This is a genomic window from Mesorhizobium sp. GW821-FHT04C10 (assembly GCF_059420305.1).
In genome coordinates this window covers 4,656,621-4,671,990 of sequence record NZ_JBWKTL010000001.1, presented here as the reverse complement: position 1 = coordinate 4,671,990, position 15,370 = coordinate 4,656,621, and the positions used below count along the sequence as shown (strand labels likewise).

The following is a 15,370-nucleotide window of genomic DNA, read 5'->3' as shown; positions in this document are numbered from 1 at the left end:
AGGCAACAGGGCCGTCGGGGCAACCCGGCGGCCTTTTTGTTTTCCGGGGCGCGGCGAAGTTGGTATCCATGACGGTAAGAGGGCCCACTGGGTCCCACCTTTCGCGTTTCGGCTTTCGATCGGAGAAGAAAACGATGAGCAGGAAAACCTGGGCCGCTGTCGATGACTACATCGTTGATGCCCTGCTCGAGGCGGATCCCGCCCTCGACGCTGTCCTGGCGACCAATCGTGACCAAGGTTTACCGCCGATCGACGTCTCGCCGGCGCAGGGCAAGCTGCTTTCGCTCCTCGCGCGAATCCAGGGAGCGAAGAAGATCCTCGAAATCGGCACGCTGGGCGGTTACTCCACGATCTGGATGGCGCGAGCGTTGCCCATGGACGGAAAGGTCGTGACGCTTGAACTCGATCCGCACCACGCCAAGGTCGCGGGGTCTAATTTTGTCCGTGCGGGCGTGTCGGAGCGCGTGGAGTTGCGGGTCGGGCCGGCCCTTCAGTCGCTTGCGGCGCTAAGCGCTGAGAATGCCGGGCCGTTCGATCTCATCTTCATTGATGCCGACAAGCCGAACAACCCGAACTACCTGTCCTGGGCCATGCGGCTTTCGCGGCCGGGGACGGTGATCATCTGCGACAATGTCATCCGCGACGGCGCGGTGATCGATAAGGGTGGCCATGACGCCAATGTCGTGGGCGCCCGGGCGGCGTTCTCGTTCATCGGCGGCGACAAGCGTCTGGATGGCACCGCCATCCAGACAGTCGGCGCCAAGGGATATGATGGCTTTGCGATTGCGATTGTCAGTTGAAAATCGAGCGACGGTCGGCCGGCGCATCCCTGTTCAGTCAAAAAACGCCTCGACCACATTGCGCTTCCCGAGCATGAAGGCGTCGGCGACATGCTGCAGCGGCGCGAGATCGACGTCCGAGGCTCCGGCGCGCACGATCTCCGCGAAACGCTTGTAAAGCATCGGGTATTCCGCTTCCGGCTCGTCATGAACGACATGGCCGTCAATAGCGAGCTTCGAGCCTCCGCCGGAAAGCACCATCTTGCCTGCATCCGTGTCGGCCAGGATGTCCCAGCTTTGCGGGCCGGTCTGCAGCCAGTCGAGGTCCATCGTCACCGGCAATCCGTTCGAGGTGCGGAAGGTGACTTGCGCCGCGACCGGGGCAGCGCGGTTTTCGGGAAAGTCGAGCACGGCCGACGTGATGAACATCGCCGGCAGGATGTGGGTCACGATCGACAGCGCGTTGATGCCGGGATCGAAGACACCAAAGCCGCCCGGTGCCCAGATCCAGTCCTGGTTCGGATGCCAGCGGCGCACATCTTCCTTCCAGACGATCGCAGCCGAGCGGATCCGGGTCGATGCGAGAAAGCTGCGCGCGGCCTCCACCGCCGGCGCATAGCGCGAGTGCCAGCTGGCGAACAGGGAGACGCCGTTTTTCGCGGCCAGCACCTTCAGATCCTCGACCTCGCTGACCGTGGCGCCCGGCGGCTTTTCCAGGAAGACATGCTTCTTCGCCTCGATCGCGGTGCGCGCGGCATCGTAACGGAATTGCGGTGGCATGCAGAGCGAGACGGCGTCGAGCTCCGGCACTGCGTCAAGCATCGCCTCGATGGTGGGAAAATTCGGGATGCCGTCGACCTTGCCGTGCCGGCTTGCCGCGGCGGCGAGGCGATAGTTCTGGTCCTTCGCCAGGGCCGGCAGGTGCTGGTCGCGCACGATCTTGCCGACGCCGACAATGCCTATCTTGATGGGATTGCTGTTCGAGGACATGGGGGCTCCGAGATAGGAAGGGCAGATTTTTTCCAGGCGTGAGACGATAGCCTGGCAAGTTGCAATGGATGGAGCATCGGTCTGGCCGACGTCAGCCGCGTCCGGACATGATTCTCAGATCGGCTCGTCGAAGGTGACGATCGACACTTCGCCTTCGAGCGCGCCCTGGTAGGCCGACAGGTGCGGCTCGTCATCGGGTACGCCTTCCATGTCGCCGATCTGGTCGAGCTCGGCCTCCGCGTAACCTTCCGCGGCAAGCGATTCGAGAGCGCGGCGCACCGCCGAATCGTCATCGGGAGCGACCAGCATGACATGCACCCCCTCCGCTTTGCCGCCTTTGCGCTTCCACACCCGGCCGGTAATGATGGTGACCGGGCGTTCTTCATTGTCGTTCACGGACTGATTCCTCCTGGCAAAGGGCAGGCGAGGGGATTTTGAGTTGCTCAGGCGGCTTTTCGCATGAAGCGAGGTCGCGCAAAAGCCAAAAACCGGTCACTTTCTTCCTCGCCCTTGCAAACTGGCGAAAGAAAATTACATGCGGTTTTCGCATGGCTGCCAAGCCAGGGCTTCAATGCAATATTTGCCGTTGCGGGGTTGACGCTTCGCGGGCTTGCGAGTAGAAGCCGGCCAGTCAGAACCGATGTGAGGCTCTCCTTTCCGAAGCGACACGCTTTGGAGTTTGCTTCAAACAGGGTTCGTTTTACGAGCGAAAAGACATTTCCGGCGTGCATGAAGCGGCTTCCGCTTCCTCTGCCATTTGTTCGGGCAAGACCGCGAGGCGCGGTTTGTGGCCCGAATTTGCGTATGGAAATGACGCTTTGAGCGGCCCTGACCGGGCGAGACACGGAATTGAGAGACAAGAGGGTTTAATGCCTACCGTCAACCAGCTGATCCGCAAGCCGCGCATTGCGCCGGTGAAGCGCAACAAGGTCCCGGCCATGCAGCAGAACCCGCAGAAGCGGGGCGTCTGCACGCGCGTCTATACAACGACGCCGAAGAAGCCGAACTCGGCGCTGCGCAAGGTGGCCAAGATCCGCCTGACCAATGGTTTTGAAGTGATCGGTTACATCCCCGGCGAAGGTCACAACCTTCAGGAGCACTCCGTGGTGATGATCCGCGGCGGCCGCGTCAAGGATCTTCCGGGCGTCCGCTACCACATCATCCGCGGCGTGCTCGACACGCAGGGCGTGAAGAACCGCAAGCAGCGCCGTTCGAAGTACGGCGCAAAGCGTCCGAAGTAAGATTTTCCGGCCCTGGCGCTGCTTCAATGCGTCGGGCTACGAGATTGAGAGACAAAAGCCATGTCGCGTCGTCACAGTGCAGAAAAGCGTGAGATCAATCCGGACCCGAAGTTCGGCGATCTGATCGTTACCAAGTTCATGAATGCCGTCATGTATGACGGCAAGAAGTCGGTCGCCGAGACCATCGTCTATGGCGCGCTCGACCAGGTCCAGTCGAAGACCAAGCAGGAGCCGGTCACCGTCTTCCATCAGGCGCTCGACAATGTCGCGCCGCATGTGGAAGTGCGTTCGCGTCGCGTCGGCGGCGCCACCTACCAGGTTCCGGTCGACGTGCGTCCCGAGCGCCGCCAGGCATTGGCCATCCGTTGGCTGATCGCGGCTGCTCGCAACCGCAACGAGACCACCATGGTCGACCGCCTCTCGGGCGAGCTGATGGACGCGGCCAACAACCGCGGCACCGCCGTCAAGAAGCGTGAAGACACCCACAAGATGGCTGAAGCCAACCGCGCTTTCGCACACTACCGCTGGTAAAGCGCGAACAGGACTGAGAGGCAGCTACGATGGCCCGCGAATACAAAATCGAAGACTACCGCAATTTCGGTATCATGGCGCATATTGACGCCGGCAAGACGACGACCACCGAGCGCGTCCTCTATTACACGGGCAAGTCGCACAAGATCGGCGAAGTGCACGACGGCGCTGCCACCATGGACTGGATGGAGCAGGAGCAGGAACGCGGCATCACTATCACGTCCGCCGCGACCACGACCTTCTGGAAGGGTCGCGACGGCAAGATGCACCGCTTCAACATCATCGACACTCCCGGACACGTTGACTTCACCATTGAAGTCGAGCGTTCGCTGCGCGTGCTCGACGGCGCCATCGCGCTGCTCGACGCCAACGCCGGTGTCGAGCCACAGACGGAAACCGTCTGGCGCCAGGCCGACAAGTACCGCGTGCCGCGCATGATCTTCTGCAACAAGATGGACAAGATCGGCGCCGACTTCTATCGCTCGGTCGAGATGATCGGCTCGCGCCTCGGCGCGCAGGCTGTCGTCATGCAGCTGCCGATCGGCGCCGAGACCGAGTTCAAGGGTGTCGTCGACCTCGTCGAGATGAACGCGCTTGTCTGGCGTGACGAGACCCTGGGCGCTGCCTGGGACATCGTCGAGATCCCGGCCGACCTCAAGGCTCGTGCCGAGGAATACCGCGAGAAGATGATCGAAGCCGCCGTCGAAATGGACGAGACGGCCCTCGAGAACTACCTCGAAGGCAAGATGCCGTCTAATGACGAGATCCGTTCGCTGATCCGCAAGGGCACGATCGCGGTCAAGTTCTACCCGATGTTCTGCGGCTCGGCTTTCAAGAACAAGGGCGTGCAGCCGCTGCTCGACGCCGTGGTCGAATACCTGCCGTCGCCGGCCGACGTTCCCGCCATCAAGGGTGTCGATGCCAAGACCGATGCTGAGATCGAGCGTCATGCGGATGACAACGAGCCGCTCTCGATGCTCGCCTTCAAGATCATGAACGACCCGTTCGTCGGTTCGTTGACCTTTGCCCGTATCTATTCAGGCAAGCTCACCAAGGGCGTCTCCGTTGACAACACCGTCAAGGGCAAGAAGGAGCGCATCGGCCGCATGCTGCAGATGCATGCGAATTCGCGCGCCGACGTCGAGGAAGCTTTCGCCGGCGACATCGTTGCCCTGGCCGGCCTCAAGGACACGACCACTGGCGATACGCTGTGCGATCCGTTGCACCCGGTCATCCTCGAGCGCATGGAATTCCCCGATCCGGTCATCCAGATCGCTATCGAGCCGAAGACCAAGAACGATCAGGAAAAGATGGGCCTCGCCCTTCATCGCCTGGCTGCCGAGGATCCGTCCTTCCGCGTCAAGACCGACGAGGAAAGCGGCCAGACCATCATCTCCGGCATGGGCGAACTGCACCTCGACATCATCGTCGACCGCATGCGCCGCGAGTTCAAGGTCGAAGCCAATGTCGGCGCTCCGCAGGTGGCCTATCGCGAGACGATCACCCGCAAGCACGAGCAGGATTACACCCACAAGAAGCAGACCGGCGGTACCGGCCAGTTCGCTCGCGTGAAAGTTGTGTTCGAGCCGAATGCCGAGGGCGAAGACTTCGTGTTCGAGTCCAAGATCGTCGGCGGCGCCGTGCCGAAGGAATACATTCCGGGCGTCGAGAAGGGCATCCAGAGCGTCATGGGCGCTGGTCCGTTCGCGGGCTTCCCGATGATCGGCGTCAGGGCGACGCTGATCGACGGCGCTTACCACGACGTCGACTCTTCGGTCCTGGCCTTCGAAATCGCGTCCCGTGCCTGCTTCCGTGAAGCCGCACCCAAGCTTGGCGTGCAGCTGCTCGAGCCGATCATGAAGGTCGAGGTCGTGACGCCGGAAGATTATGTCGGCAGCGTCATCGGCGACCTGAACGGCCGTCGTGGCCAGATCCAGGGCCAGGAAGCGCGTGGCGTGGCCGTCGTCATCAACGCGATGGTGCCGCTCGCCAACATGTTCAAGTACGTCGACAACCTGCGCTCGATGAGCCAGGGCCGCGCGGCCTACACGATGCAATTCGATCACTACGAGCCGGTTCCGACCGCGGTCGCCCAGGAAGTCCAGAAAAAGTACGCGTAACTCGAAAGAGCTGCCGCGGTAACGCAATTCAAAGCCCGCATGGGCGAGCAGGAAATGGAGACATCACATGGCAAAAGGTAAATTCGAGCGCACTAAGCCTCATGTGAACATCGGCACGATTGGTCACGTTGACCATGGCAAGACGTCGCTGACGGCGGCGATCACGAAGTATTTTGGCGAGTACAAGCGCTACGACCAGATCGATGCGGCGCCGGAAGAGAAGGCGCGCGGCATCACGATCTCGACGGCTCACGTCGAATACGAGACGGCCAACCGCCACTACGCCCATGTCGACTGCCCCGGCCACGCCGACTATGTGAAGAACATGATCACCGGTGCCGCGCAGATGGACGGCGCGATCCTGGTGGTTTCCGCTGCTGACGGCCCGATGCCGCAGACCCGCGAGCACATCCTGCTCGCCCGTCAGGTCGGCGTGCCGTCGATCGTGGTGTTCCTGAACAAGGTCGACCAGGTCGACGACGCCGAGCTGCTCGAACTGGTCGAGCTCGAGGTTCGCGAGCTTTTGTCGAAGAACGAGTTCCCCGGCGACGACATTCCGATCGTCAAGGGTTCGGCGCTGGCCGCTCTTGAGGATTCGAACAAGACGATCGGCGAGGACGCGATCCGCGAGCTGATGGCTCAGGTCGACGCCTACATCCCGACGCCGGTTCGTCCGCTCGACAAGCCGTTCCTGATGCCGATCGAGGACGTGTTCTCGATCTCGGGCCGTGGCACGGTCGTGACCGGCCGCGTCGAGCGCGGCGTGGTCAAGGTTGGCGAGGAACTCGAGATCATCGGCATCCGTCCGACGACCAAGACGACCTGCACGGGCGTGGAAATGTTCCGCAAGCTGCTCGATCAGGGCCAGGCTGGCGACAACATCGGCGCGCTGCTGCGCGGCGTTGATCGTGAAGGTGTCGAGCGCGGCCAGGTTCTGGCCAAGCCGGGCACGGTGAAGCCGCACAAGAAGTTCGTGGCCGAAGCCTACATCCTGACCAAGGACGAAGGTGGCCGTCACACGCCGTTCTTCACCAACTACCGCCCGCAGTTCTACTTCCGCACGACGGACGTGACCGGCATCGTGTCGCTGCCGGCTGGCACCGAGATGGTTATGCCTGGCGACAACATCACGGTCGATGTCGAGCTGATCGTGCCGATCGCCATGGAAGAGAAGCTGCGCTTCGCTATCCGTGAAGGCGGCCGCACCGTCGGTGCCGGCATCGTCGTCACCATCAAAGAGTAATTTGGACTTAAACCGATCTGTCGCGGGCGCGGAAGTTGCCCGCGCCGCGCCAGAACAAGGAAGTGACGCATGAACGGACAGAATATCCGCATCCGCCTGAAGGCGTTTGATCACCGCGTGCTCGACGCCTCGACGAAGGAAATCGTGTCGACGGCCAAGCGCACCGGCGCAAACGTCCGCGGCCCCATTCCGCTGCCGACGCGGATCGAAAAGTTCACGGTCAACCGGTCGCCTCACGTCGACAAGAAGAGCCGCGAGCAGTTCGAGATGCGCACGCACAAGCGTCTGCTCGACATCGTCGATCCGACCCCGCAGACCGTCGATGCTTTGATGAAGCTCGATCTGGCCGCCGGCGTCGACGTCGAGATCAAGCTCTGAGGGAATGAGAGCGCGGTAAGGGGCGGTGCCCCTGGCCCGGAACTCTAAAGGAATTGAACCGATGCGTTCAGGTGTGATTGCAAAGAAGGTGGGAATGACCCGCATCTACAACGATGCCGGGGAACATGTTCCCGTCACTGTTCTCCAGATGGAGAACTGCCAGGTCGTGGCGCAGCGCACGCAGGAGAAGAATGGCTACACCGCCGTTCAGCTCGGCGTTGGCCTCGCCAAGGTGAAGAACACGTCGAAGGCGATGCGCGGCCATTTCGCGACCGCTTCCGTCGAGCCGAAGGCGAAGGTCGCCGAGTTCCGCGTCTCCGCCGACAACATGATCGATGTCGGCGCCGAGATCACCGTCGAGCACTTCGTCGCCGGCCAGAAGGTCGATGTGACGGGCACGACGATCGGCAAGGGTTTCCAGGGCGTCATCAAGCGCCACCACATGGGTGGTGGCCGCGCGACGCACGGTAACTCGGTCTCGCACCGTACGCACGGTTCGACCGGCCAGCGCCAGGACCCCGGCAAGGTGTTCAAGGGCAAGAAGATGGCCGGCCATATGGGCGACACCCGCGTCACCACGCAGAACGTCGAGATCGTCTCGACCGATGCCGACCGCGGCCTGATCCTGATCCGCGGAGCGGTTCCCGGATCGAAGGGCGCCTGGATCCTGGTCCGCGATGCGGCCAAGGTGGCACTGCCGGCCAATGCGCCGAAGCCCGCCGCGATCCGCCCAGTTGCAGCAGTAAGTGCTGCTAAGAACGAGGCTCCGGCCACAGAGGGAGCGGAATAATGGATCTCAAGATCACAACGCTTGGCGGCAAGGACGCCGGCAAGGTGAAACTCTCCGAGGAGATTTTCGGCCTTGATCCGCGCGAGGACATCCTGCAGCGCGTCGTGCGCTGGCAGCTTGCCAAGAAGCAGCAGGGCACGCACAAGGCCAAGGGCCGCGCCGAAATCGCGCGCACCGGCGCCAAGATGTACAAGCAGAAGGGTACGGGCCGCGCCCGTCACCACTCGGCACGCGCTCCGCAGTTCCGCGGCGGCGGCAAGGCCCACGGCCCGGTCGTTCGCAGCCACGAGCACGACCTGCCGAAGAAGGTGCGCGCTCTGGGCTTGAAGCATGCTCTCTCGGCCAAGGCCAAGAGTGCGTCGATCATCGTCATCGACGAGCTGAAGCTGACCGAGGCCAAGACCAAGGCGCTGATCGCGAATTTCGCGACCCTGGGCCTGAGCAATGCCCTGGTGATCGGTGGTGCCGAGCTTGACAAGAACTTCAAGCTGGCCGCGACCAACATCCCCAACATCGACGTACTGCCCATCCAGGGCATCAACGTCTACGACATTCTGCGCCGCGGCACGCTGGTCCTTTCCAAGGCCGCCGTCGAGGCTCTCGAGGAGCGCTTTAAATGACCGACCTTCGTCACTACGACGTGATCGTCAGCCCGGCGATCACCGAAAAGTCGACCATGGCTTCCGAGCAGAACCAGGTCGTCTTCAACGTCGCCAAGAAGGCGTCGAAGCCGGAAATCAAGGCCGCCGTCGAAGCGCTGTTCGGCGTCAAGGTGATGGCCGTGAACACGCTTGTCCGCAAGGGCAAGATCAAGCGCTTCCGCGGCACGATCGGCCGCCAGAGCGACGTCAAGAAGGCGATCGTGACGCTGGCCGACGGCCAGTCGATCGACGTCGCGACGGGTCTCTGAGCAAGGCCGCGAGGACAGAACAATGGCACTGAAAAAATTCAACCCGGTAACGCCGAGCACCCGCCAGCTGGTCATCGTCGACCGCTCGGGCCTCTACAAGGGCAAGCCCGTCAAGGGTCTGACCGAGGGCCTGACCAAGTCGGGCGGCCGCAACAATTACGGCCGCATCACCGCCCGCTTCATCGGCGGTGGTCACAAGCGTTCGTACCGCATCATCGACTTCAAGCGCCGCAAGTTCGACGTCGTCGGCACGGTCGAGCGCATTGAATACGATCCGAACCGCACCGCCTTCATCGCGCTGATCAAGTACGACGATGGCGAGCTGTCCTACATCATCGCCCCGCAGCGCCTTGCCGCCGGCGACAAGATCGTGGCTGGCGAAGCGGTCGACGTGAAGCCGGGCAATGCGATGCCGCTGGCATCGATGCCGGTCGGCACGATCGTCCACAACATCGAGCTGAAGCCGGGCAAGGGCGGCCAGGTTGCCCGTTCGGCCGGCGGTTACGCCCAGCTCGTGGGTCGCGACCAGGGCATGGCGATCCTGCGCCTCAACTCGGGCGAGCAGCGTGTCGTTCACGGCTCCTGCATGGCCACCGTCGGTGCCGTGTCGAACCCCGACCACGGCAACATCAACGACGGCAAGGCCGGCCGCACGGTTTGGCGCGGCAAGCGTCCGCACAATCGCGGCGTGACCATGAACCCGGTCGACCATCCGCACGGCGGTGGTGAAGGCCGCACCTCCGGTGGCCGTCATCCGGTCAGCCCGTGGGGCAAGCCGACCAAGGGCAAGAAGACGCGGTCCAACAAGGCGACCGACAAGTTCATCCTGCGCTCGCGCCATCAGCGCAAGAGCTAAGAAGAGGTAACGCCAAGTGACTCGTTCTATTTGGAAAGGCCCCTTCATCGACGGCTACCTTCTCAAGAAGGTGGACAAGGTTCGTGAAGGTGGTCGCAATGAGGTGATCAAGATGTGGAGCCGTCGCTCCACCATCCTGCCGCAGTTCGTCGGCTTCACCTTCGGTGTCTATAACGGCCAGAAGCATGTTCCCGTTTCGGTGAACGAGGACATGGTCGGTCATAAGTTCGGTGAATTCGCTCCGACGCGGACCTATTACGGTCACGGCGCGGATAAGAAGGCGAAGAGGAAATAATCATGGGCAAGGCCAAAGCTCCGCGCAGGCTTGCTGATAACGAAGCGCGCGCCGTGTTGCGCACGATCCGTATCAGCCCGCAGAAGCTGAACCTCGTTGCCGCGCTGATCCGCGGCAAGAAGGTCGCGACAGCGCTTTCCGACCTCGAATTCTCGGCCAAGCGGATTTCCGGCACGGTCAAGAAGACGCTGGAATCGGCGATCGCCAACGCGGAAAACAACCACGACCTCGATGTCGATGCGCTGGTGGTGGCGGAAGCCTATGTCGGCAAGTCGATTGTCATGAAGCGGTTCCACGCTCGTGGCCGTGGTCGCGCCAGCCGTATCGAGAAGCCGTTCTCGCACCTCACGATCGTTGTTCGTGAAGTCGAAGAAAAAGGGGAGGCCGCATAATGGGCCAGAAAGTCAATCCGATCGGTCTTCGCCTCGGCATCAACCGCACCTGGGATTCGCGCTGGTTCGCGAACACCGGCGAGTACGGCAAGCTGCTGCATGAGGACATCAAGATCCGCAAGTATCTTGAGAAGGAACTCAAGCAGGCCGCGATCTCCAAGGTCGTGATCGAGCGCCCGCACAAGAAGTGCCGCGTCACCATCCATGCCGCGCGCCCGGGTCTGATCATCGGCAAGAAGGGCGCCGACATCGAGAAGCTTCGCAAGAAGCTGATGGAGATGACGAAGTCCGAGACGCACCTCAACATCGTCGAAGTGCGCAAGCCGGAAATCGATGCGACCCTGGTCGCCCAGTCGATCGCCCAGCAGCTCGAGCGCCGTATCGCGTTCCGCCGCGCCATGAAGCGCGCCGTGCAGTCGGCGATGCGCCTCGGTGCCGAAGGCATCCGCATCAACTGCTCCGGCCGTCTTGGCGGCGCTGAAATCGCCCGCATGGAGTGGTACCGCGAAGGCCGCGTGCCGCTGCACACGCTGCGCGCCGATGTCGACTACGGCACGGCCGAGGCGAATACGGCGTATGGCATCTGCGGCGTCAAGGTCTGGGTATTCAAGGGCGAGATCCTCGAGCACGATCCGATGGCTTCGGAACGTCGCGCGACCGAGGGTGATGCTGCGCACGGCGGTGGTGGTGATCGCGAACGCGGTCGTCGTCGCGAAAACGCCTGAGACATTTAGGAATTTGGAGTTAGAACGATGCTGCAGCCAAAGCGCACAAAGTTCCGCAAGCAGTTCAAGGGCCGTATCCATGGTACCGCAAAGGGCGGCACCAACCTGGATTTCGGTGGTTTCGGGCTGAAGGCGCTTGAGCCGAACCGCGTCACCGCGCGTGAGATCGAGGCGGCCCGCCGCGCGATCACTCGCGAAATGAAGCGCGCCGGCCGCGTCTGGATCCGTATTTTCCCGGATCTGCCGGTCACGTCGAAGCCGACCGAAGTCCGCATGGGCAAGGGCAAGGGCGCCGTCGACTACTGGGCGGCGCGCGTCAAGCCGGGCCGCATCATGTTCGAGATCGACGGCGTCAGTGAAGAAACCGCCCGTGAGGCGCTGCGTCTCGGCGCGGCCAAGCTCTCGGTCAGGACGCGCTTCGTACAGCGCATCGCAGAATAAGGACGGGCTGATCATGAAAGCCGAAGACATCCGGACCAAGACCCAGGACCAGCTGACCGACGATTTGGCCAGCCTGAAGAAGGAGCAGTTCAACCTGCGCTTCCAGAAGGCCACCGGCCAGCTCGAGAAGACCGCGCGCGTGAGGCAGGTCCGCAAGGACATTGCGCGTATCAAGACCATCGCTGCGGAAAAGTCCGCGGCCAAGAAGGCTTAAGGACGAAAACCATGCCAAAGCGCATTCTGCAGGGCACCGTCGTCAGCGACAAGAACGAGAAGACGGTTGTCGTCAAGGTCGAACGGCGCTTCACGCATCCCGTGATGAAGAAGACCGTGCGCATGACCAAGAAGTACAAGGCGCACGACGAGAACAACGCCCACAAGGTTGGCGATCAGGTGTTCATCCAGGAATCGAAGCCGATTTCCAAGGACAAGCGCTGGATCGTTGTGTCTTCGGACCAGGCGTAAACAAACGAATTTTGGACAGACCGGGGAGGGGTGAAAAACCCGTCCCGTTAGAAAAGAAGAAGGCGGCCAGTCATGATTCAGATGCAAACAAACCTCGACGTGGCGGATAATTCCGGCGCGCGTCGTGTCATGTGCATCAAGGTGCTGGGCGGCTCGAAGCGGAAATACGCTTCCGTGGGCGACATCATCGTGGTGTCCATCAAGGAAGCCATTCCGCGCGGCCGCGTTAAGAAGGGCGATGTGATGAAGGCGGTCGTGGTTCGCACGGCCAAGGACATCCGCCGCCCGGACGGCAGCGTGATCCGTTTCGACAAGAACGCGGCCGTTCTCGTCGACAACAAGAAAGAGCCGATCGGCACGCGTATCTTCGGACCGGTTCCGCGCGAACTCCGCGCCAAGAACCACATGAAGATCATCTCGCTCGCGCCTGAAGTGCTGTAAGGAGCCGGACCAATGCAAAAGATTAGAAAAGGCGACAAGGTCGTCGTGCTGGCCGGCAAGGACAAGGGCCGTTCGGGCGAAGTCCTCTCGGTTCAGCCGAAGGATGACACCGCGCTGGTGCGCGGCGTCAACATGATCCGTCGTCACCAGAAGCAGTCCCAGTCCCAGGAGGGCGGGATCATCACCAAGGAAGCGCCGATCCAGCTGTCGAACATCGCGCTGGCCGACCCCAAGGATGGCAAGCCGACCCGCGTCGGTTTCATCTTCCAGAAGGACGGCAAGAAGGTGCGCGTCGCCAAGCGCTCGGGAGAAGTCATCAATGGCTAAGGCTCAAACCAAGCAGGCGACTGCCACCAACACGCCGCGCCTCAAGCAGGTCTACAACGAGACCATCCGCAAGGCGCTGCAGGAGCAGTTCGGCTACGACAACAACATGCAGGTTCCGCGCCTCGACAAGATCGTGCTGAACATGGGTGTTGGCGAAGCGACCGCCGACTCCAAGAAGCCGTCGGTTGCGGCCGAAGATCTGGCGCTGATCGCCGGCCAGAAGGCCGTCGTCACCCGCGCCCGCAATTCGATCGCTGGCTTCAAGGTCCGCGAGAACATGCCGATCGGCGCCAAGGTCACGCTGCGCAAGGAACGTATGTACGAGTTCCTCGACCGCCTCGTGAACATCGCGCTGCCGCGCGTCCGCGACTTCCGCGGACTGAACCCCAAGAGCTTCGATGGCCGTGGCAACTACGCCATGGGCATCAAGGAGCACATCGTGTTCCCGGAGATCAACTACGACAAGGTTGATCAGATCTGGGGCATGGACGTCATCGTTTGTACGACTGCGAAGACGGACGACGAAGCCAGGGCATTGCTCAAGGCCTTCAACTTCCCCTTCCGCCAGTAACGGCAGCGAGAAAAGGAAAAATCTGAAATGGCAAAGACCAGCTCAGTCGAGAAGAACAACAGGCGCCGCAAGCTTGCCGACCAGTACGGTCCCAAGCGCGCTGCCCTGAAGGCGATCATCATGGATCAGTCCAAGCCGATGGAAGAGCGCTTCCGCGCTCAGCTCAAACTTGCTGCCCTGCCGCGCAACTCGGCCAAGATCCGCATCCGCAACCGCTGCGAAGTCACCGGCCGCCCGCGTGCCTACTATCGCAAGCTCAAAGTATCGCGCATCGCGCTTCGTGATCTCGGCAATAACGGCCAGATCCCGGGCCTGGTCAAGTCGAGCTGGTAAGGAGGACATAACATGTCATTGAGCGATCCTCTCGGCGATATGCTGACCCGCATCCGCAACGCCTATGGCCGCAAGAAGTCGAGTGTCTCGACGCCGGCCTCGCGTCTGCGCACCCGCGTCCTCGACGTGCTGAAGGCTGAAGGCTATATCCGCGACTACAGCCAGACCGACTTCGACAACGGCAAGTCCGAAATCGAAATCGAGCTGAAGTATTTCGACGGCGCCCCGGTCGTGCGCGAAATCGCCCGCGTCTCGAAGCCGGGCCGCCGCGTTTACGTCTCGGCCAAGTCGATCCCGCACGTCGCCAACGGCCTCGGCATCGCCATCCTTTCGACGCCGAAGGGCGTGATGGCCGATCACGAAGCACGCGAACAGAACGTCGGCGGCGAGATTCTCTGCCAGATCTTCTGATCTGGCAGCTGAGCGCAAAGTGGAATCCGGTCTTCGGATCGTTCCGAAGACAGAGACCTGAAACAAGAGAAGTGACGAGGACAACAAAATGTCTCGTATTGGAAAGAAACCCGTTTCGCTGCCGCAGGGCGTGACCGCGACCGTCAACGGCCAGACCGTTACGGCGAAGGGCCCCAAGGGCGAGCTGAAGTTCGTGGTGAACGACGAAGTCCTGGTCAAGATGGAAGGCAGCGAGATCGCTGTCCAGCCGCGCGACCAGACCAAGACCGCCCGCTCCAAGTGGGGCATGTCGCGCACGCAGATCGTCAACATCCTGCAGGGCGTGAAGGACGGCTTCGAGAAGAAGCTCGAGATCACCGGCGTCGGCTACCGCGCCGCGCTTCAGGGCAAAAACCTGCAGCTGGCACTTGGCTTCAGCCATGACGTGGTCTACGAGACGCCGGCCGGCATCACCATCACCGTGCCGAAGCCGACCGAGATCACCGTGGCCGGCATCGACAAGCAGCAGGTTGGTCAGGTGGCTGCCGAGATCCGCGAATACCGCGGTCCCGAGCCCTACAAGGGCAAGGGTGTCCGCTACGCTGGCGAGAAGATCGTCCGCAAGGAAGGCAAGAAGAAGTAGTGGGCCTGGCCCTGAAAAGTCTCGGACTTTTCGGAAAGGGCCAAGCCAGGGAAATGTAACGCCGCGGGGAGCGGTCGCGGGAGGCGCTTTCGCCTACCGCACATGGCGGCCCCCGTTTTTGAAGGCAAGGAAGACCATCATGGGTACCAAGGAATCCACGCAGCGCCGCGCGCAGCGCGTCCGTCGTCAGATCAGGAAGGTCGCCGGCGAGCGTCCGCGTCTGTCGGTCCACCGCACCTCGAAGAACATCTATGTGCAGGTGATCGACGACGCCAAGGGCCACACTATCGCCGCTGCCTCGACGCTCGAGAAGGACCTCAAGGGTTCGCTCAAGACCGGCGCCGATACCGCTGCCGCCGCCGCGATCGGCAAGCTGATCGCCGAGCGCGCGACCAAGGCCGGCGTCAAGGAAGTCGTCTTCGACCGCGGCCCGTACATCTATCACGGCCGTGTCAAGGCCCTGGCTGAAGCTGCTCGCGAAGGCGGTCTCAGCTTCTGATTCTTTCACC

25 protein-coding genes are annotated in these 15,370 nt (G+C 62.0%); 23 read left to right on the top strand and 2 right to left on the bottom strand.

The genetic code is table 11. The annotated features are described in order from the left end of the window. The first annotated feature begins 134 nt into the window (after positions 1-134). A complete protein-coding gene (locus tag AC07UC_RS22715; RefSeq protein ID WP_494907468.1) occupies positions 135-800 on the top strand; it encodes an O-methyltransferase in 666 nt (221 codons plus the stop codon). A gap of 33 nt (positions 801-833) precedes the next feature. Here AC07UC_RS22715 and AC07UC_RS22710 read toward each other — a convergent pair whose 3' ends face one another. Continuing rightward, positions 834-1,769 carry a Gfo/Idh/MocA family protein gene (locus tag AC07UC_RS22710; RefSeq protein ID WP_494907467.1) on the bottom strand — a complete coding sequence of 312 codons (936 nt, stop codon included), beginning with the start codon at positions 1,767-1,769 and terminating at the stop codon, positions 834-836. Positions 1,770-1,883: 114 nt separating this feature from the next. After that, complete coding sequence (locus tag AC07UC_RS22705) at positions 1,884-2,165, bottom strand: transcriptional regulator (RefSeq protein WP_140777459.1); 282 nt, start codon at positions 2,163-2,165, stop codon at positions 1,884-1,886. A gap of 473 nt (positions 2,166-2,638) precedes the next feature. Between AC07UC_RS22705 and rpsL the strand changes: the two genes are divergently transcribed. The 22 genes from rpsL (at position 2,639) to rplR (ending at position 15,360) form a co-directional block, all read left to right on the top strand. Next, entirely contained in the window at positions 2,639-3,010 is a 372-nt protein-coding gene (rpsL, locus tag AC07UC_RS22700; RefSeq protein WP_006333356.1) for a 30S ribosomal protein S12, read from the top strand. A 60-nt stretch (positions 3,011-3,070) separates the two neighbouring features. Further along, positions 3,071-3,541, top strand: coding sequence for a 30S ribosomal protein S7 (rpsG, locus tag AC07UC_RS22695; RefSeq protein WP_008875664.1), 471 nt, complete (start codon positions 3,071-3,073; stop codon positions 3,539-3,541). 29 nt (positions 3,542-3,570) lie between these two features. Continuing rightward, positions 3,571-5,661 (top strand): elongation factor G, encoded by a 2,091-nt coding sequence (gene fusA, locus AC07UC_RS22690; protein WP_140777457.1) that lies wholly within the window; start codon positions 3,571-3,573, stop codon positions 5,659-5,661. 67 nt (positions 5,662-5,728) lie between these two features. Continuing rightward, on the top strand, positions 5,729-6,904 hold the full coding sequence (gene tuf, locus AC07UC_RS22685) for an elongation factor Tu (RefSeq protein WP_010909256.1): 1,176 nt from the start codon (positions 5,729-5,731) through the stop codon (positions 6,902-6,904). 69 nt (positions 6,905-6,973) lie between these two features. Continuing rightward, positions 6,974-7,282 (top strand): 30S ribosomal protein S10, encoded by a 309-nt coding sequence (rpsJ, locus tag AC07UC_RS22680; protein WP_010909272.1) that lies wholly within the window; start codon positions 6,974-6,976, stop codon positions 7,280-7,282. Between the two features lie 61 nt (positions 7,283-7,343). Beyond that, positions 7,344-8,072: a 50S ribosomal protein L3 gene (gene rplC / locus AC07UC_RS22675; RefSeq protein WP_494907466.1), complete on the top strand. Its 729-nt coding sequence runs from the start codon at positions 7,344-7,346 to the stop codon at positions 8,070-8,072. Next, a complete protein-coding gene (gene rplD / locus AC07UC_RS22670; RefSeq protein ID WP_019857964.1) occupies positions 8,072-8,692 on the top strand; it encodes a 50S ribosomal protein L4 in 621 nt (206 codons plus the stop codon). Before rplC ends, rplD begins: the two co-directional genes overlap by 1 nt. Beyond that, entirely contained in the window at positions 8,689-8,982 is a 294-nt protein-coding gene (locus AC07UC_RS22665) for a 50S ribosomal protein L23 (protein WP_010909275.1), read from the top strand. The genes rplD and AC07UC_RS22665 overlap by 4 nt, the downstream gene beginning before the upstream one ends. Before the next feature lie 22 nt (positions 8,983-9,004). After that, on the top strand, positions 9,005-9,838 hold the full coding sequence (gene rplB, locus AC07UC_RS22660; RefSeq protein WP_010909276.1) for a 50S ribosomal protein L2: 834 nt from the start codon (positions 9,005-9,007) through the stop codon (positions 9,836-9,838). A 16-nt stretch (positions 9,839-9,854) separates the two neighbouring features. After that, a complete protein-coding gene (rpsS, locus tag AC07UC_RS22655; protein ID WP_006205463.1) occupies positions 9,855-10,133 on the top strand; it encodes a 30S ribosomal protein S19 in 279 nt (92 codons plus the stop codon). A gap of 2 nt (positions 10,134-10,135) precedes the next feature. Further along, positions 10,136-10,525: a 50S ribosomal protein L22 gene (gene rplV, locus AC07UC_RS22650; RefSeq protein ID WP_010909277.1), complete on the top strand. Its 390-nt coding sequence runs from the start codon at positions 10,136-10,138 to the stop codon at positions 10,523-10,525. After that, positions 10,525-11,250 (top strand): 30S ribosomal protein S3, encoded by a 726-nt coding sequence (rpsC, locus tag AC07UC_RS22645; RefSeq protein ID WP_010909278.1) that lies wholly within the window; start codon positions 10,525-10,527, stop codon positions 11,248-11,250. Before rplV ends, rpsC begins: the two co-directional genes overlap by 1 nt. A gap of 27 nt (positions 11,251-11,277) precedes the next feature. After that, positions 11,278-11,691 carry a 50S ribosomal protein L16 gene (gene rplP, locus AC07UC_RS22640; protein WP_010909279.1) on the top strand — a complete coding sequence of 138 codons (414 nt, stop codon included), beginning with the start codon at positions 11,278-11,280 and terminating at the stop codon, positions 11,689-11,691. 13 nt (positions 11,692-11,704) lie between these two features. Beyond that, positions 11,705-11,905 carry a 50S ribosomal protein L29 gene (gene rpmC, locus AC07UC_RS22635; RefSeq protein WP_006205459.1) on the top strand — a complete coding sequence of 67 codons (201 nt, stop codon included), beginning with the start codon at positions 11,705-11,707 and terminating at the stop codon, positions 11,903-11,905. Between the two features lie 11 nt (positions 11,906-11,916). Continuing rightward, positions 11,917-12,156 carry a 30S ribosomal protein S17 gene (gene rpsQ, locus AC07UC_RS22630; protein ID WP_010909280.1) on the top strand — a complete coding sequence of 80 codons (240 nt, stop codon included), beginning with the start codon at positions 11,917-11,919 and terminating at the stop codon, positions 12,154-12,156. A gap of 72 nt (positions 12,157-12,228) precedes the next feature. Next, positions 12,229-12,597, top strand: coding sequence for a 50S ribosomal protein L14 (rplN, locus tag AC07UC_RS22625; protein ID WP_006205457.1), 369 nt, complete (start codon positions 12,229-12,231; stop codon positions 12,595-12,597). A 12-nt stretch (positions 12,598-12,609) separates the two neighbouring features. Beyond that, positions 12,610-12,924, top strand: a complete 315-nt coding sequence (gene rplX / locus AC07UC_RS22620; RefSeq protein ID WP_006205456.1) for a 50S ribosomal protein L24 — start codon at positions 12,610-12,612, stop codon at positions 12,922-12,924. After that, the gene (gene rplE, locus AC07UC_RS22615; protein WP_140773915.1) at positions 12,917-13,495 is read left to right on the top strand and encodes a 50S ribosomal protein L5; all 579 of its coding nucleotides are present in this window, start codon (positions 12,917-12,919) and stop codon (positions 13,493-13,495) included. The genes rplX and rplE overlap by 8 nt, the downstream gene beginning before the upstream one ends. 27 nt (positions 13,496-13,522) lie before the next feature. Beyond that, positions 13,523-13,828, top strand: coding sequence for a 30S ribosomal protein S14 (gene rpsN / locus AC07UC_RS22610; protein WP_010909282.1), 306 nt, complete (start codon positions 13,523-13,525; stop codon positions 13,826-13,828). 12 nt (positions 13,829-13,840) lie between these two features. After that, positions 13,841-14,239, top strand: coding sequence for a 30S ribosomal protein S8 (gene rpsH, locus AC07UC_RS22605; RefSeq protein ID WP_006205453.1), 399 nt, complete (start codon positions 13,841-13,843; stop codon positions 14,237-14,239). 88 nt (positions 14,240-14,327) lie between these two features. Further along, positions 14,328-14,861, top strand: a complete 534-nt coding sequence (rplF, locus tag AC07UC_RS22600; protein ID WP_013895694.1) for a 50S ribosomal protein L6 — start codon at positions 14,328-14,330, stop codon at positions 14,859-14,861. A gap of 139 nt (positions 14,862-15,000) precedes the next feature. Continuing rightward, positions 15,001-15,360, top strand: coding sequence for a 50S ribosomal protein L18 (rplR, locus tag AC07UC_RS22595; protein WP_010909284.1), 360 nt, complete (start codon positions 15,001-15,003; stop codon positions 15,358-15,360). Positions 15,361-15,370: the final 10 nt, after the last annotated feature.

Bases quoted from the DNA above. Each gene is read 5' to 3' on its own strand.
- AC07UC_RS22715 (WP_494907468.1), top strand. From the start codon at position 135: ATGAGCAGGAAAACCTGGGCCGCTGTCGATGACTACATCGTTGATGCC.
- AC07UC_RS22710 (WP_494907467.1), bottom strand. From the start codon at position 1,769: ATGTCCTCGAACAGCAATCCCATCAAGATAGGCATTGTCGGCGTCGGC.
- rpsL (WP_006333356.1), top strand. From the start codon at position 2,639: ATGCCTACCGTCAACCAGCTGATCCGCAAGCCGCGCATTGCGCCGGTG.
- rpsG (WP_008875664.1), top strand. From the start codon at position 3,071: ATGTCGCGTCGTCACAGTGCAGAAAAGCGTGAGATCAATCCGGACCCG.
- fusA (WP_140777457.1), top strand. From the start codon at position 3,571: ATGGCCCGCGAATACAAAATCGAAGACTACCGCAATTTCGGTATCATG.
- tuf (WP_010909256.1), top strand. From the start codon at position 5,729: ATGGCAAAAGGTAAATTCGAGCGCACTAAGCCTCATGTGAACATCGGC.
- rpsJ (WP_010909272.1), top strand. From the start codon at position 6,974: ATGAACGGACAGAATATCCGCATCCGCCTGAAGGCGTTTGATCACCGC.
- rplC (WP_494907466.1), top strand. From the start codon at position 7,344: ATGCGTTCAGGTGTGATTGCAAAGAAGGTGGGAATGACCCGCATCTAC.
- rplD (WP_019857964.1), top strand. From the start codon at position 8,072: ATGGATCTCAAGATCACAACGCTTGGCGGCAAGGACGCCGGCAAGGTG.
- AC07UC_RS22665 (WP_010909275.1), top strand. From the start codon at position 8,689: ATGACCGACCTTCGTCACTACGACGTGATCGTCAGCCCGGCGATCACC.
- rplB (WP_010909276.1), top strand. From the start codon at position 9,005: ATGGCACTGAAAAAATTCAACCCGGTAACGCCGAGCACCCGCCAGCTG.
- rplV (WP_010909277.1), top strand. From the start codon at position 10,136: ATGGGCAAGGCCAAAGCTCCGCGCAGGCTTGCTGATAACGAAGCGCGC.
- rpsC (WP_010909278.1), top strand. From the start codon at position 10,525: ATGGGCCAGAAAGTCAATCCGATCGGTCTTCGCCTCGGCATCAACCGC.
- rplP (WP_010909279.1), top strand. From the start codon at position 11,278: ATGCTGCAGCCAAAGCGCACAAAGTTCCGCAAGCAGTTCAAGGGCCGT.
- rpmC (WP_006205459.1), top strand. From the start codon at position 11,705: ATGAAAGCCGAAGACATCCGGACCAAGACCCAGGACCAGCTGACCGAC.
- rpsQ (WP_010909280.1), top strand. From the start codon at position 11,917: ATGCCAAAGCGCATTCTGCAGGGCACCGTCGTCAGCGACAAGAACGAG.
- rplN (WP_006205457.1), top strand. From the start codon at position 12,229: ATGATTCAGATGCAAACAAACCTCGACGTGGCGGATAATTCCGGCGCG.
- rplX (WP_006205456.1), top strand. From the start codon at position 12,610: ATGCAAAAGATTAGAAAAGGCGACAAGGTCGTCGTGCTGGCCGGCAAG.
- rplE (WP_140773915.1), top strand. From the start codon at position 12,917: ATGGCTAAGGCTCAAACCAAGCAGGCGACTGCCACCAACACGCCGCGC.
- rpsN (WP_010909282.1), top strand. From the start codon at position 13,523: ATGGCAAAGACCAGCTCAGTCGAGAAGAACAACAGGCGCCGCAAGCTT.
- rpsH (WP_006205453.1), top strand. From the start codon at position 13,841: ATGTCATTGAGCGATCCTCTCGGCGATATGCTGACCCGCATCCGCAAC.
- rplF (WP_013895694.1), top strand. From the start codon at position 14,328: ATGTCTCGTATTGGAAAGAAACCCGTTTCGCTGCCGCAGGGCGTGACC.
- rplR (WP_010909284.1), top strand. From the start codon at position 15,001: ATGGGTACCAAGGAATCCACGCAGCGCCGCGCGCAGCGCGTCCGTCGT.